Below are 14,654 nucleotides of genomic sequence, written 5' to 3'. Positions count from 1 at the left end.
CTCCGGCACCTGGTGCCGGAGATCCTCCTTCGTCGAGGTCGACCCGGATTTCTTTGCCTTGTCCACAGATTCGCCGCGACCCCTGTCGGGTAGGCGTCGGGGCGTCTAGGTTCGGACGCAGCCTCACTCGGACGGGGGTCCTCATGGCGGTGAAGCAGGCGGACGCGCACGCGCAGCTGGTCGAGCAGCTCGACCAGCACGTGCGCGAGCTCGTGCGTCGCGAGGGCGTCGACCCGCAGCGGGACGCGGGGCTGGTGCGCCGGATCGCGGAGGGCGTGGTCCGCGACCACGACGAGCGCAGCCTGACCGGGATCGTCGCGCCGGTGCCCGACATCGACTCCGTGGTCGGCGAGCTGGTGGCGCGGGTGTCGGGGTTCGGGCCGCTGCAGGCGTTCCTCGACGACCCGAGCGTCGAGGAGATCTGGATCAACGACCCCAGCCGGGTCTTCATCGCCCGCCACGGCCGTCACGAGCTGACGAACCTGATGCTCAGCACCGCCCAGGTCCAGGAGCTGGTCGAGCGGATGCTCAAGTCCAGCGGCCGCCGCATCGACATCAGCCAGCCGTTCGTGGACGCGATGCTGCCCGAGGGGCACCGGCTGCACGTCGTGCTCGAAGGGATCAGCCGGGGCTTCTCGGCCGTCAACATCCGCAAGTTCGTCCTGCGCGCCGCCCGGCTGCACGACCTGGTGGAGCTGGGCTCGCTGACCCCGCAGGCGGCGGCGTTCCTCGAGGCCTCGATCCGCGCCGGCCTCAACATCCTGGTCGCCGGCGGCACCCAGGCCGGCAAGACCACGATGCTGAACTGCCTGGCCGCCGCGATCCCGGGCGGGGAGCGGGTGATCTCCGCCGAGGAGGTCTTCGAGCTGCGTTTCCCGCACCCGGACTGGGTCCCGCTCCAGACCCGCCAGTCCGGGCTCGAGGGCACCGGCGAGATCCGGCTGCGGGACCTGGTGAAGGAGTCGCTGCGGATGCGGCCCAGCCGGATCATCGTGGGGGAGGTGCGCGCCGAGGAGTGCCTCGACCTGCTGCTCGCGCTCAACGCGGGGCTGCCGGGCATGTGCACGATCCACGCGAACAGCGCGCGCGAGGCGCTGGTGAAGATGTGCACCCTGCCGCTGCTCGCGGGCGAGAACATCTCGGCCCGCTTCGTGGTCCCGACGGTCGCGTCGTCGGTGGACCTGGTCGTGCACCTGGGCATCGACCAGCACGGCGTACGCCGGGTGAACGAGGTCGTCGGGGTGCCCGGTCGCGTCGAGAACGACATCATCGAGACCGAGCCGATCTTCGTCCGCGGCGGCGGTGAGCTGCGCCGGGCGAACGGCATGCCCCCGCGCCCCGAGCTCTACGAGCGGGTCGGGATCGACGTGCACCGGATCCTGACGGAGTCGTCGTGAGGGCCGTCGTCGTGAGGGGGGTCGACTGATGGGCGCGCTGGTCGGTCTCGGGGCCGGCATCGGCCTGCTGCTGATCTGGTCGGCGTTCTTCCTGCCGCGCCGGCCGCGGGACCCGTCCCCGACCGCGGGCCGGGTGGACCGGCTGCTCGCCCGCGCCGGGCTCGGGCAGGTGTCCACGACCGGCTTCGTGCTGCTCTGCGCCGTCCTCGGCGTGGCCGCCGCCCTGGTGGTGCAGGTCGTCTCCCGCACGCCGCCGGTCGCCGTCGCCTTCGGGGCGATGGGCGCGTGGCTGCCGGTGGCGGTCGTGGCAGGTCGGGCGCGCCGACGGCAGCGGGAGTTCGCCGAGGTCTGGCCCGAGGCCGTCGACAACCTGTCCTCCGCTGTCCGTGCCGGCCTCTCGCTCCCGGAGGCCCTCGCCGGGCTCGGCACCCGCGGGCCCGAGCCGCTGCGCGAGGCGTTCGACGAGTTCGCGCTCGACTACCAGGTGACCGGCCGCTTCGGCGAGTGCCTCGACCGGCTCAAGGACCGCCTGGCCGACCCGGTCGGTGACCGGGTCGTCGAGGGGCTCCGGATCGCCCGCGAGGTGGGTGGCGGCGAGCTCGGGCGGCTGCTGCGCAACCTGTCGGGCTACCTGCGCGACGAGGCCCGGACCCGCTCGGAGATGGAGTCCCGCCAGGCCTGGACGGTCAACGGCGCGCGGCTCGCGGTCGCGGCGCCGTGGCTGGTGCTGCTGTTCATGTCGTTCCAGTCCGAGGTCATCCACCGCTACGCCTCGCCCGGCGGCGTCCTCGTGCTGGCCTTCGGTGCCGCCGCGTGCGTCGTGTCCTACCGCCTGATGATGCGGATCGGGCGGTTGCCCACCGAGCGGCGGATCCTGTCATGACGCTGGCGTGGTGGGGTGCCGTGCTCGGCGCGGTCGCGGGGACCGGCCTGGCGCTGGTCCTCAGCAGGCTGCGCGTCATCCACCGGCCCCAGCTGGCGGTCCGGGTCCTGCCCTACGTCCGCGACCTGCCGCAGGTGGGCCGCACCCCGGCGCTCCGGGTGGCCTCGTCCTCGCCGACGTCGGCGGCGGCCGGGGTCTTCGGCCCGGTGCTGCGCTCGGCCGCAGACACGGTGGAGCGGGTGCTGGGCGGCGCCACGTCCGTACGCCGTCGGCTCGAGCGCGCGGACCTCGACCGGACCGTCCACGAGTTCCGCGTCGAGCAGGTGCTGTGGGGGCTGGTGGCGTTCGCCGCGGCCGCGGCGTACTCCCTGGTCAAGGCCCTGGACGACCCCGGCAGCGCCCTGTCGTCGCTGGTGGTGTGCGTCATCGCGTTCGTCGCCGGCGTGCTCGCGCGCGACACCCACCTGTCCAACCAGGTGAAGACCCGCGAGCGCCGGATCCTCGCCGAGTTCCCGACCGTCGCCGAGCTGCTGGCCCTCGCGGTCGCGGCGGGGGAGAGCCCGGTCGGCGCGCTCGACCGCGTCGTACGCCGCAGCGGTGGCGCGCTCTCCTCCGACCTCGCCCGGGTGCTGGCCGTGGTCCGCACCGGCGAGCCCGTGGGCGCCGCCTTCGACCGGATGGCCGCGGCCACGGGGCTCCCGCTGGTCGCGCGGTTCGCCCAGGGCATCGCGGTGGCCGTCGAGCGCGGGACCCCGCTGGCCGAGGTGCTGCACGCGCAGGCCGCGGACGTGCGCGAGGCGGGCCGGCGCGAGCTGATCGAGATCGCCGCCCGCAAGGAGGTCCTGATGATGGTCCCCGTCGTCTTCCTGGTGCTGCCGATCACCGTGCTCTTCGCGTTCTGGCCCGGCGTCGTGGGCCTCCACCTGACCACTCCCTGACCCCTCGGAAGAACGGAATGACGATGGACAACCTCCTCCTCGCGATCACGCGTGTGCACCTGGCGCTCGTCGCGCCCCGGCGGCGGGACGAGCGCGGCGACGTGCCCGGCTGGGTGCTGATCACGGTGATGACGGCCGGTCTCGTGATGGTCATCTGGGGCGTCGCCAAGGGGCAGCTCACCTCGATGCTGCGCGACGCGCTCGACTCGGTCCACGACTAGCCCCATGCAGCGCCGGCGCCGCACCGCGCGCGGGTCCGCGGTCGTGGACTTCGTGCTGGTGCTGGCCGTCCTCGTGCCGCTCTTCCTCGGGATCCTCCAGGTGGGGCTGGTGCTGCTCGTCCGCAACACGCTCGCGGCGGCCGCGTCGGAGGGGGCGCGGTACGCCGCCACCGTCGACCGCGGGCCCGAGGACGGCGCGGCCCGCACCCGCAGCCAGATCCAGGGCGCCGTGTCCGGGCGCTTCGCGCAGGACGTGGACGTACGCCGGGTGCTCGTCGACGGGGCGCCGGCGATCGAGGTGACCGTGCACGCCCGGGTCCCCGCGCTGGGGCTCGGCGGCCCGGCGGTCGAGCTCCACGTGTCCGGCCGGGCGATCGAGGAGACCCCGGAGGACCAGCCGTGAGGCGGCGGGTCCGCGACGAGCACGGCAGCGCCCTGGTCGAGCTCGTGTGGCTCGGCATCCTGCTGCTGGTGCCGATGCTCTGGATCGTGCTGTCGGTCTTCGAGGTGCAGCGCGGGGCGTTCGGGGTGAGCGCCGCGGCCCGGGCGGCGGGACGGGCCTACGCGCTGGCGCCGAGCGACGCGGTCGGCCGCGCGCGGGCCGAGGTCGCGGCGCGGCAGGCGCTGGCCGACCAGGGGCTGGAGGACGCCCCGCTCGACGTGCGCGTCAGCTGCACGCCGTACCCCCACGACTGCCACAGCGGCACGTCGGTCATCACGGTCGTCGTCCGCTCCCGCGTGGACCTGCCGATGATGCCGAGCGCGCTCGGCGGACAGGCGCCGAGCTTCGCGCTGGACGCGACGCACACGGTGCCGATCGGCCAGTTCCAGGAGACCTCCCGTGCGGCGCCCTGACGAGCGGGGTCAGGCCACGGTGATGATCATCGGCTTCGCGATCGTGCTCGCGATGGCCGTGGCGCTCGTGGTGGACGCGTCCGCGGCGTACCTCCAGCGCTCCGGGCTCGACACCATCGCCGACGGCGCCGCCCTGCGCGGCGCGGACCTCGGCGCGACGGGGGAGGAGACCTACACCGAGGGCGTTCCGGACGACCGGCTCGAGCTCACCGCGGCCGCGGCCCGGGCCTCCGTGCACGCCTACCTGGTCGACATCGGCGCCTACCGGAAGTACCCCGGTCTCGCCTACACCGTCGCCCTCGATCCCACAGTCGACAGCGTCACCGTCCGGGTCCGGGCGCCGCTCGACCTGCCGCTCACCGTCCCCGGCTCACCCGAGCGGGCCTCGATCGGCGCGACCGGGTCGGCCGTCGTCGCCACCGCGGACTGACGGGCAGAAACACCCGCGAACCTTTCCGTGCTCCCCGGTATCGGACCTTTCACCAGCACCCACCCGTTCGACCAAGGGGACTCACCATGCGCACCACCCACCGCCTGCTCTCGGCCGCCGCGACCGTCGCCCTGACGGCCGGCGTGCTCACCACGACCGCCGTCACGACGGCCACCGCCGCGCCCGCGCACCGCGCGACGGCGTACGACGTCACGATCAAGCCCAGCACGACCGAGCTGGTGTCCGGCAAGAAGATCACCTTCAAGGGCCAGGTCTCGCCCAAGGCCGCCGGCCAGACGGTCGTCCTGCAGCAGAAGATCGGCGACCAGGGCTGGAAGCCCACCGGCACCGCGACGCTGAACAAGAAGGGCCGCTACGAGGTCTCGGACAAGCCGAGCACGATGCTCGAGCGGAAGTACCGCGTCGTCAAGGCCGCGAGCGGCCAGCACCGCAAGGGCGTCAGCAAGGCGGTCGCCGTGACGATCTACAAGTGGCACAAGCTCTTCGACCTGTCCGTGCGGGACCAGTCGTTCATGTACAAGCAGCGGACGCTGAGCATCGCCACCGTCGAGTTCCCCAAGTCGTTCGAGGGCGGCTACTACAGTGCCCAGGACCCGACGGGCTTCATCGACTTCAACCTCGCGCGCGAGTGCATCACGCTCAAGGCGACCTACGGCATGTCCGACGACGCCGACACCGACGCCTCGGCGAAGATCGACGTGGTCGGCGACGGGACCGAGCTCTACACCGGCACCTTCGCGCTGCTGGAGTCGCAGAAGAAGACCACCGACATCCACGGCGTCTTCCGCCTCGCGTTCCAGTACACCGCCCTCGGTGACGCCCAGGCCCGCCCGGCGGTCGGCTCGCCCGAGGTCCTCTGCAGCTTCTGAGCTGCCCCCGCTCGTCACCCCTCGCTGCGACCGACCCATGGGGGAAGCAATCGGTTTCGGTCGCGGCGGGGGGTGCCGGTAGTCTCGACTCTCGTGGCAGGACCTGATTACGACCAGCAGATCAAGACGCTCCAGGCGACGATGTTCACCATCGAGCAGGTGCTCGACATCGCTGAGATGCGCCGTGAGATCGCCGACCTCGGCGAGCAGGTCGCCGCGCCCGACCTCTGGGACGACCAGGACAACGCGACCCGCGTCACCGGCCGGCTCTCCGCCCTCCAGGGCGAGGTCGACCGCTTCGACTCGCTGACCGGCCGCATCGAGGACCTCGAGATCATGGTCGAGCTCGGCCAGGAGGAGGGCGACGCTGAGGCGCTCGCCGACGCCGACCGCGAGCTCGCCCGGATCAAGAAGTCGGTCGAGGTGCTCGAGGTCCGCACCCTGCTCAACGGCGAGTACGACGCCCGCGAGGCGCTCGTCTCGATCCGCGCCGGCGCCGGCGGTGTCGACGCCGCGGACTTCGCCGAGACCCTGATGCGGATGTACGTCCGCTGGGCCGAGCAGCACAAGTACCCCGTCGAGGTCTACGAGACGTCGTACGCCGAGGAGGCCGGCCTGAAGTCGGCCACCTTCGCCATCCACGCGCCGTACGCCTACGGCACGCTCAGCGTCGAGGCCGGCACCCACCGCCTCGTGCGGATCAGCCCCTTCGACAACCAGGGCCGCCGCCAGACCAGCTTCGCCGCGGTCGAGGTCGTGCCCGTGCTCGAGCAGACCGACGAGATCGACGTGCCCGACGAGGAGATCCGCGTCGACGTCTACCGCTCCGGCGGCCCCGGCGGCCAGTCGGTCAACACGACCGACTCCGCGGTGCGGCTCACGCACATCCCGACCGGCACGGTCGTCTCCTGCCAGAACGAGAAGTCCCAGCTGCAGAACAAGGCCAGCGCCATGGTGGTGCTCAAGGCCAAGCTGCTGGCGCTCAAGAAGGCCGAGGAGAAGGCCCACCTCGACGGCCTGCGCGGCGACGTCCAGGCCAGCTGGGGCGACCAGATGCGCAACTACGTCCTCAACCCCTACCAGGTGGTCAAGGACCTGCGGACCGGCTTCGAGGTCGGGAACCCGACCGCGGTCTTCGACGGCGACCTCGACGGCTTCCTGGAGGCCGGCATCCGCTGGCGCCGCGGTGCCGACCAGGCCGAGAACAACTAGCCGGAGCCGGCGGCGGCCGCCTGCGCGACGTCGACGCACCACGTGCCGGTGCGGTCGAGGAGGGCCTGGCGGTCGGTGGACCCGGCGCCGGCCCCGTCCGCGGGCAGGGTGAGCGAGCAGGACAGCCAGGCGTCGCCGAAGAGGCCGTGGAAGGACGCCTCGTGCCGCTTCGGCCCGTCGCAGACGACGGCCACGGACGGAGCACCGAAGTCCGCCGCGTCCCCGGCCCGGGTGCACCCGTCCCCGGCCTCGTCCGGGGCCGCCTTCACGAGCAGTCGCGCCCGGGCAGGCGTCACCGGGGGAGCGAAGACCCAGGCGCGCCCGACCGTGCCGTCGGTGGCCGTCCACGTGCAGCCGAACTCGTGAGCGACGTCCTTGACGCGGTCGCTGAGCTGCGCCGGCTGGCCGTTGTCGTACGACGTGGACGTGTCGACCTCGGCACCGAGGACCGCCTCCACCTCGGCCGGCGAGACCCGGTCGCAGAAGGCGTCGCGCACGATCACCAGGCTCCCGGTGTCGAGGTCCTCCAGCGGCGTCGCCGGGTCGGACGGGGCGGCGGCCGGGGCCTTCGGGGCGTCGTCGGTGCAGGCCGTCGCGCCGAGCAGCAGGAGTGCCGTCAGCGCGGTGGCGAGCGCGGGGCGCCGTACGTCGGACATGGGCCTCAACATACGACCCCCGGTGCGCTTGAATGACACCCGATGGCTACCCCCGATGACGTCCATGCCGCCGCCGCTGCCGTGCTCGCCGGGCTCGGCGACGACCGCCGCGAGGCCTTCGCGCTGCGCCTGGACCGCTGGTGGGACGACCTCCTCGACGGCCTGGCCGGCGTCTACCCGCACCCCGAGCGGGTCGCGCGGAGCCTGGTCACGCTCGCGGCCACGGCGTACGCCGACCGCCCGGCCGACCTGCACCGGCTGGACCAGCGGCGGCTGCTCGCGCCCGACTGGCTGCAGCAGCCCGGGATGTTCGGCTACGCCTGCTACACCGAGCGGTTCGGCGACGACCTGGCCGGGCTGGGGGAGCGGCTGGACTACCTCGAGGAGCTCGGGGTCACCTACCTCCACCTGATGCCGCTGCTGCAGCCCCGCGAGGGCGACAACGACGGCGGCTACGCCGTGCAGGACTACCGCTCGGTGCGGCCGGACCTCGGCACCATGGACGACCTCCGCGACCTCGCGACCACGCTGCGGGGCCGGGGGATCAGCCTGGTCGTCGACCTCGTGCTCAACCACGTCGCCCGCGAGCACGAGTGGGCGGTCAAGGCGCGCGCCGGCGACCCGGCGTACCGCGACTACTTCCACGTCCACGAGGACCGCACCCTGCCCGACGCCTTCGAGCAGACCCTGCCGGAGGTGTTCCCGGACTTCGCGCCCGGCAGCTTCACCTTCGACGAGGAGCTCGGCGCGTGGGTCTGGACGACCTTCAACTCCTGGCAGTGGGACCTCAACTGGGGCAACCCCGAGGTCCTGCTGGAGTTCGCCGACATCATCCTGGCGCTGGCGAACGTCGGGGTGGAGGTGCTGCGGCTGGACGCCATCGCGTTCCTCTGGAAGCGGCTCGGCACCAGCTGCCAGAACCAGCCCGAGGTGCACGCGATCACCCAGGTGCTGCGCAGCGTGGCCCGGCTCGCCGCGCCGGCGCTGGTGTTCAAGGCCGAGGCGATCGTCGGGCCGCGCGACCTGGTGCAGTACCTCGGCACCGGCCACCACGCCGGCCGAGTGAGCGACCTCGCCTACCACAACAGCCTGATGGTGCAGGTCTGGTCGATGCTGGCCACCCGGGACACCGTCCTGGCCCGGCACGCCCTCGCGTCGCTGCCCGCGGCGCCCAGCACCGGCACCTGGATCGCCTACGTGCGCTGCCACGACGACATCGGCTGGGCCATCGACGACGGCGACGCCGCGGCGGTCGGGCTGAACGGCCACGACCACCGGCGCTTCCTGGCCGACTGGTACGCCGGCGAGTTCCCCGGCTCGTGGGCCGACGGCCTCGTCTTCCAGGCCAACCCCGAGACGGGCGACCGGCGGATCAGCGGGACGGCGGCCGCGCTGGTCGGCCTGGACACCGACCGGACCGGCGGCCTGGCCCGGCTGTTCCTGGCGCATGCGATCGTCGCCGGCTGGGGCGGCGTGCCGGTCGTCTGGAGCGGCGACGAGCTCGGCCAGCCCAACGACCCCGACTGGGCCGACGAGCCCGGCCACGGCGACGACAACCGCTGGGCGCACCGGCCCCGGCTCGACGAGGCCCGGGCCGCGGAGCGCCACGACCTGCGGACCGTCCCCGGCAAGGTCTTCACCGGGCTCGCCCACCTCGCCCGGGTCCGGGCCGGGCTGCCGCAGCTGCACGCGTCGGCGCCCAGCCGGGTGCTGCTCGACACCGACCCCGGCGTCCTCGCCACGGTCCGCGCCCACGCCAGCGGGCCGATGGTGGGGCTGTACAACGTGACCGGCGAGCCGCGCCCGTTCCCGCTGCACCGGCTCGCCGAGGCGGGGCTCACCGCTCCGCACGATGCCCTCGGGGGTCACCCGGTGACCGCCGGCTCCGACGGGGTCGTCTGGCTGCCGGCGTACGCCGCGTGGTGGGTGGTCGACGCACCGGGGTGAGTCACGACACCCTGGCGGGGCGCTCCACGCGGGGTCCCGGTGGCTCTCAGGTGACTCGACTACCCTCGATCCGGTGATTCGCTTCGAAAAGGTCTCCAAGACCTACCCCGGCCAGGCGGCCCCTGCCCTCGACCAGGTCTCGGTCGACGTGGACAAGGGCGAGTTCGTCTTCCTCGTCGGGACCTCGGGGTCCGGCAAGTCCACGTTCCTCCGCCTGGTGCTGCGGGAGTACCGCGCCACCTCCGGCCGCGTCTACGTCGCCGGCAAGGAGATCAACCGGCTGGCCGCGTGGAAGGTGCCGCGGCTGCGGCGCTCCATCGGCACGGTCTTCCAGGACTTCCGGCTCCTCCCCAACAAGACCGTCAGCGAGAACGTCGCGTTCGCGCTGCAGGTCATCGGCAAGTCGCGCTCCGAGATCGCCTCCGTCGTCCCCGAGACGCTCGAGCTGGTCGGTCTCGAGGGCAAGGGCGACCGGATGCCCGACGAGCTGTCGGGCGGCGAGCAGCAGCGCGTCGCGATCGCCCGCGCGTTCGTCAACCGGCCGCAGATCCTGATCTGCGACGAGCCCACCGGCAACCTCGACCCCACGACGTCCGTGGGCATCATGAAGCTGCTCGACCGGATCAACCGCACCGGCACCACCGTGGTCATGGCGACCCACGACGCCGGGATCGTCGACCAGATGCGCAAGCGCGTCATCGAGCTCGACGAGGGCCGCGTGATCCGCGACCAGGCGCAGGGCGTCTACGGCTTCCAGCACTGACCTGCACCCTCCTGACCCACCGGAACGGTCCCCGACCCCGAAGAGAGCCTTTCCCCCATGCAGTTGCGTTACGTCTTCTCCGAGCTCGGCCAAGGGCTGCGCCGCAACCTGTCGATGCACATCGCGGTGATCCTGACCCTGTTCGTCTCCCTGACGCTCGTCGGGCTGGGCGTGCTGCTCAACCAGCAGGCCGACAAGGCCGCCCAGCAGTGGGGCAGCGAGCTCCAGATCACCGCCTTCCTCTGCAAGGCCAACGACGACAACCCGTCCTGCACCGGTGAGGTCACCGACGCGCAGAAGGCGGCGATCGCCAAGGTCGTCGAGGACAACCCCGAGGTCCAGGGCTACTACACCGAGACCAAGGAGCAGGCCTTCGAGAAGGTCAAGACCCTGCTCGGGCCGGAGAAGTTCGACGGCCCCAACCCGGCCGCCACCGCCGACGACATGCCCGAGTCGGTGTGGATCACGCTGAAGAACCCCGAGCAGTACGACGGCATCAAGAGCGCCCTCGTCGGGCTCAACGGCGTCTCCCGGATCCAGGACCTCCACGAGGTGCTCAAGCCGATCTACGGCTCGATCAAGGCCCTGCAGTGGGGAGCGCTCGGCACGGCGGCGTTCCTCGTCTTCGCCGCGCTGCTCCTGGTGGGCAACACGATCCGGCTGGCGGCGTTCGCCCGCCGCCGCGAGATCGGCATCATGCGCCTGGTCGGCGCCTCCACGCTCTACATCGCGCTGCCGTTCCTCCTGGAGGCACTGGTCACCGCGCTGATCGGCGTCGCGCTCGCCGCCGGAGGCCTCGGGGCCTTCATGTACTTCGGCGTGCACCAGCGCATCGAGGGCCGGCTGAACTTCATCCCGTGGGTCGGTCTGCCGGAGTACGGCGTCGCCGTGATCGCCATCGCGATCCTCGGTCCGATCCTCACGCTGCTGCCGACACTCGTGCTGACCCGCAAATACCTCAAAGTCTGACCCGCACGGGTTACGGTCGAGCCGTTCACTTCCCCGAACACTGAAGGCAGACCGGTGCGCTACTTCCCCAGCGCCACACGCCCTCGACTGGTGGCGGCCACTGCGGCCTGCGCACTCTCCGTCGGCGTCCTGGCCCCGCTCGCGAACGCAGAAGACCACCTCAAGCACAGGCAGCACCAGGTCCAGGGCCAGATCAAGTCGAAGTCCCACGACCTCGACGAGTCCAGCGGCCGGCTGCGGCGCGCGACGGCCGCGCTCGACGCGGCCCGCGCCCAGCTCCAGGACGCCCGCGCCGTGCTGCAGGACGCGCGCGCCAAGCTCCACGCCGCCCGGATCCGCGACGACGAGATGCAGGCGAAGCTCGTCGAGGCCGAGGACCGGCTCGCCCAGGCGCAGGCCGACCTGGACCAGGGCCAGGCCGACCTCGAGACCCAGCGCCTCCAGGTCACCGACACCGTCACCTCGATCTACGAGGAGGGCGACCCGCAGCTGCTGGCCTTCGCCTCGCTCCTCGACGCGCAGACCCCGGCCGACCTGTCGCGCCGGATGGAGGCGCAGAACGTCATCGTCGGCCGCGAGACTCGCGCGTACGACGACCTGCACGCCGCCGAGGTGCTGCTCCAGGTCCGGGAGAACCAGGTCGAGACCGCCAAGGACGCCGTCGAGGTCCAGCGCCAGGAGGCCGCGGCCCACTTGGTCACGATGAAGGACCTCAGCGAGGAGGCCGTCGCCGCCAAGGAGGCCGTGGTCGCCGTCGTCGATCAGCGCCGCGACGCCCGCGCCGGCGCCCGCGAGGCCCGCCGCAAGGACCGGGCCGCGCTGGTGCGGCTGCGCCACAAGGAGAACCAGATCAAGCAGCGGATCCTGGCGCAGGCCCGTCGGGCCGCCCGGAACGCCCGCGGCGGCTACCACGGTGACACCGGTGGCTTCCTGGCCCGCCCGGTCTCCGGCCCCGTCACCTCGCCGTTCGGCTACCGCATCCACCCGATCTACCACTACTGGGGCCTGCACGACGGCACCGACTTCGGCGCCGGCTGCGGCCAGCCGCTCTACGCCGTCGGCGGCGGCACCGTGATGTCGGAGTACTACTCCTCCGTCTGGGGCAACCGGCTCTACCTCAACGTCGGCACCGTCAACGGCAAGAACGTCACGGTCATCTACAACCACCTCTCGCGCTACAACGTCGGCCGGGGCGCGAGCGTCGGCCGCGGCGACGTCGTCGGGTACGTCGGCACCACCGGCTGGTCCACCGGCTGCCACCTGCACTTCACGGTGATGGTCAACGGCAAGCCCGTGGACCCGATGAACTGGTTCTGAGCGGAGCCGCGCAGCGACCGTCTCGCCCGGTGGTTGAGGAGGTCGCGCAGCGACCGTCTCGCCCGGTGGTTGAGGAGGTCGCGCAGCGACCGTCTCGAAACCACGTTGCCCGCTCTGAGAGACTGGTGGGATGCCGAAGGAACAGGGGCGCAAGCTCGTCGCGCAGAACAAGAAGGCGCGGCACGACTACCACATCGAGGACACCTACGAGGCCGGCATGGTGCTCGTGGGGACCGAGGTGAAGTCGCTGCGGATGGGGCGCGCCTCGCTGGTCGACGGCTTTGTGGACATCGACGGCCACGAGGCCTGGCTGCACAACGTGCACATCCCGGAGTACTCCCAGGGCACCTGGACCAACCACGCCGCCCGGCGCAAGCGCAAGCTGCTGCTCAACCGCGTGGAGATCGACAAGATCGAGCGCCGGGTGAACGAGAAGGGCCTGACGATCGTCCCGCTGGCGATGTACTTCGTCGACGGTCGCGCCAAGATCGAGATCGCGCTCGCCAAGGGCAAGAAGTCGTGGGACAAGCGGGCCGCCCTGGCCGAGCGGCAGGCCAACCGCGAGACCGAGCAGGCGGTCGGTCGCCGGCTCAAGGGCATGGATTGACCACCGGTGGTTGAGGAGGTTGCGCAGCAACCGTCTCGAAACCCCGACGTCGCGCCGGTCCGCGCGTTCTGGGAGGGCCTCGGCCTGCCCGGGCTGTTCGACGCGCACGTGCACTTCCTGCCGCCGAACATCCAGCGCCGCGTCTACGAGCAGTTCGACAACGCCGGCCCGAAGATCGGCCGGGAGTGGCCGATCCGCTACCGCGGCAGCCACGAGGAGCGGGTCGAGCTGCTCCGCGCGATGGGGGTGCGCCGCTTCTCGGCGCTGCCCTACGCGCACCGGCCGGGCATCGCGAGCTACCTCAACGACTGGGCCCGTGGCTTCGCGGGCGACGTCCCGGAGTCGCTGTGGTCGGCCACGTTCTACCCGGAGCCCGAGGCGCCGTCGTACGTCGCCGAGCTGGTCGCGGCGGGGGTCGAGGTCTTCAAGGTGCACGTGCAGGTGGGGGAGTTCCACCTCCACGACCCGCTGCTGGACCCGGTCTGGGGCATCCTCGAGGACGCGGGCACGCCGATCGTGATCCACGCCGGCTCCGGGCCGGTCGGCAACGAGTTCACCGGCCCCGACCCGCTGCGCCACGTGCTCGCCCGCTTCCCGCGGCTGGCCGTCGTGGTCGCGCACATGGGGGCGCCGGAGTACGCCGAGTTCCACGAGCTCGCCGCGACGTACGAACGCGTCCGGCTGGACACCACGATGATGTTCACCGACTTCTTCGACGAGGCCGCGCCGTACCCGCCCGACCTGGTCCCGCGCCTGCTCGACCTGCAGCCGAAGGTGCTGCTCGGCACCGACTTCCCGACGATCCCGTACCCCTACGCCCACCAGCTCGAGGGCCTCGAGCGGCTGGGCCTCGGCGACGACTGGCTGCGCGACGTGTGCTGGCACAACGGCGTCGCGCTGTTCGGTGCCGAGCGGGCGTGAGCGCCGTGGACCTGTGGGAGGCCCTGGCCGAGGAGCGGCGGGGGATCGCCGACCTGCTCGAGGGGCTGACCCCGGCCCAGTGGCGGGTGCAGACCCTGTGCCCCGCGTGGGACGTGCAGGGCATGGCGGCCCACCTGCTCACGCCGGCGACGTTCTCGACCCGGGAGATGGTCACGACCCTGGTCCGCACGCGCGCCGACCTCGACCGGGTGTCGGTGGAGATGGCCTCGCGCCGCGCCGTGCACCCGCCGGAGACGCTGGTGGCCCTGCTCCGTGAGCACGCCGCCGCGCGCACCGCGCCGCCGGTCGTGGGCGTGCTCGGTCCCTACACCGACGCGCTCGTGCACGTGCAGGACATCGTCATCCCGCTCGGTCTCACCGACCACCGTCCCGCCGAGCGCTGGCGGCCCACGCTCGACTTCCTGCTGTCGTGGCGGGCCCGGGTCGGCTTCCTGCCCCGGGCCGCGCCCGCGCTGCGGTACGTCGCCACCGACCTCGACTGGTCGCACGGGGACGGGCCGGTCGTGGAGGGTCCCGGCGCAGCCCTCGGCCTGGCCCTGATGCGCCGCACGCCACGGCTCGGCGACCTCGCGGGCCCCGGTGCCGAGACGCTGCGGGCGTGGGCGACGGCCTAGCCCGGAGCCCGAG

17 protein-coding genes are annotated in these 14,654 nt (G+C 72.4%); 16 read left to right on the top strand and 1 reads right to left on the bottom strand.

The annotated features are described in order from the left end of the window. Nucleotides 1–143: 143 nt before the first annotated feature. From H5V45_RS05920 to prfB, 9 genes are all read left to right on the top strand, one after another. The gene (locus H5V45_RS05920; RefSeq protein WP_185252079.1) at nucleotides 144–1,397 is read left to right on the top strand and encodes a TadA family conjugal transfer-associated ATPase; all 1,254 of its coding nucleotides are present in this window, start codon (nucleotides 144–146) and stop codon (nucleotides 1,395–1,397) included. A gap of 28 nt (nucleotides 1,398–1,425) precedes the next feature. Further along, nucleotides 1,426–2,280 carry a type II secretion system F family protein gene (locus tag H5V45_RS05915; RefSeq protein WP_185252078.1) on the top strand — a complete coding sequence of 285 codons (855 nt, stop codon included), beginning with the start codon at nucleotides 1,426–1,428 and terminating at the stop codon, nucleotides 2,278–2,280. After that, nucleotides 2,277–3,218 (top strand): type II secretion system F family protein, encoded by a 942-nt coding sequence (locus H5V45_RS05910; RefSeq protein WP_185252077.1) that lies wholly within the window; start codon nucleotides 2,277–2,279, stop codon nucleotides 3,216–3,218. The genes H5V45_RS05915 and H5V45_RS05910 overlap by 4 nt, the downstream gene beginning before the upstream one ends. 23 nt (nucleotides 3,219–3,241) lie before the next feature. Next, the gene (locus H5V45_RS05905) at nucleotides 3,242–3,439 is read left to right on the top strand and encodes a hypothetical protein (RefSeq protein ID WP_185252076.1); all 198 of its coding nucleotides are present in this window, start codon (nucleotides 3,242–3,244) and stop codon (nucleotides 3,437–3,439) included. Between the two features lie 4 nt (nucleotides 3,440–3,443). Next, a complete protein-coding gene (locus tag H5V45_RS05900; protein ID WP_185252075.1) occupies nucleotides 3,444–3,842 on the top strand; it encodes a TadE/TadG family type IV pilus assembly protein in 399 nt (132 codons plus the stop codon). Further along, the gene (locus H5V45_RS05895; protein ID WP_185252074.1) at nucleotides 3,839–4,294 is read left to right on the top strand and encodes a hypothetical protein; all 456 of its coding nucleotides are present in this window, start codon (nucleotides 3,839–3,841) and stop codon (nucleotides 4,292–4,294) included. The genes H5V45_RS05900 and H5V45_RS05895 overlap by 4 nt, the downstream gene beginning before the upstream one ends. Continuing rightward, on the top strand, nucleotides 4,281–4,724 hold the full coding sequence (locus tag H5V45_RS05890) for a Tad domain-containing protein (protein ID WP_343061439.1): 444 nt from the start codon (nucleotides 4,281–4,283) through the stop codon (nucleotides 4,722–4,724). Before H5V45_RS05895 ends, H5V45_RS05890 begins: the two co-directional genes overlap by 14 nt. Before the next feature lie 86 nt (nucleotides 4,725–4,810). Next, nucleotides 4,811–5,614 carry an NPCBM/NEW2 domain-containing protein gene (locus tag H5V45_RS05885; RefSeq protein WP_185252073.1) on the top strand — a complete coding sequence of 268 codons (804 nt, stop codon included), beginning with the start codon at nucleotides 4,811–4,813 and terminating at the stop codon, nucleotides 5,612–5,614. Between the two features lie 93 nt (nucleotides 5,615–5,707). After that, entirely contained in the window at nucleotides 5,708–6,826 is a 1,119-nt protein-coding gene (gene prfB, locus H5V45_RS05880) for a peptide chain release factor 2 (protein ID WP_185252072.1), read from the top strand. Here prfB and H5V45_RS05875 read toward each other — a convergent pair. Further along, nucleotides 6,823–7,482 carry a hypothetical protein gene (locus H5V45_RS05875; protein ID WP_185252071.1) on the bottom strand — a complete coding sequence of 220 codons (660 nt, stop codon included), beginning with the start codon at nucleotides 7,480–7,482 and terminating at the stop codon, nucleotides 6,823–6,825. The two genes, prfB and H5V45_RS05875, sit on opposite strands and share 4 nt — an antisense overlap. A 42-nt stretch (nucleotides 7,483–7,524) precedes the next feature. Here H5V45_RS05875 and H5V45_RS05870 point away from each other — a divergent pair, with 42 nt between their 5' ends. The 7 genes from H5V45_RS05870 to H5V45_RS05840 all read left to right on the top strand — a co-directional run bounded on the left by H5V45_RS05870 (nucleotide 7,525) and on the right by H5V45_RS05840 (nucleotide 14,641). After that, entirely contained in the window at nucleotides 7,525–9,429 is a 1,905-nt protein-coding gene (locus tag H5V45_RS05870; protein ID WP_185252070.1) for an alpha-amylase family protein, read from the top strand. Between the two features lie 73 nt (nucleotides 9,430–9,502). Next, complete coding sequence (gene ftsE / locus H5V45_RS05865) at nucleotides 9,503–10,192, top strand: cell division ATP-binding protein FtsE (protein WP_185252069.1); 690 nt, start codon at nucleotides 9,503–9,505, stop codon at nucleotides 10,190–10,192. A 57-nt stretch (nucleotides 10,193–10,249) separates the two neighbouring features. Further along, entirely contained in the window at nucleotides 10,250–11,161 is a 912-nt protein-coding gene (gene ftsX / locus H5V45_RS05860) for a permease-like cell division protein FtsX (RefSeq protein ID WP_185252068.1), read from the top strand. Nucleotides 11,162–11,251: 90 nt separating this feature from the next. Further along, nucleotides 11,252–12,478 (top strand): peptidoglycan DD-metalloendopeptidase family protein, encoded by a 1,227-nt coding sequence (locus tag H5V45_RS22585; protein WP_185252067.1) that lies wholly within the window; start codon nucleotides 11,252–11,254, stop codon nucleotides 12,476–12,478. 130 nt (nucleotides 12,479–12,608) lie between these two features. Continuing rightward, nucleotides 12,609–13,085 (top strand): SsrA-binding protein SmpB, encoded by a 477-nt coding sequence (gene smpB, locus H5V45_RS05850; protein WP_185252066.1) that lies wholly within the window; start codon nucleotides 12,609–12,611, stop codon nucleotides 13,083–13,085. Nucleotides 13,086–13,091: 6 nt separating this feature from the next. After that, nucleotides 13,092–14,006: an amidohydrolase family protein gene (locus H5V45_RS05845; protein ID WP_185252065.1), complete on the top strand. Its 915-nt coding sequence runs from the start codon at nucleotides 13,092–13,094 to the stop codon at nucleotides 14,004–14,006. Beyond that, the gene (locus tag H5V45_RS05840) at nucleotides 14,003–14,641 is read left to right on the top strand and encodes a maleylpyruvate isomerase family mycothiol-dependent enzyme (RefSeq protein ID WP_185252064.1); all 639 of its coding nucleotides are present in this window, start codon (nucleotides 14,003–14,005) and stop codon (nucleotides 14,639–14,641) included. Before H5V45_RS05845 ends, H5V45_RS05840 begins: the two co-directional genes overlap by 4 nt. Nucleotides 14,642–14,654 lie beyond the last annotated feature (13 nt).

It is taken from the genome of Nocardioides luti, from assembly GCF_014212315.1.
Classification (GTDB): Bacteria; Actinomycetota; Actinomycetes; order Propionibacteriales; family Nocardioidaceae; genus Nocardioides; species Nocardioides luti.
Note: the sequence above shows the minus strand (reverse complement) of the source record. Positions and strands in the feature narration are given on the sequence as shown.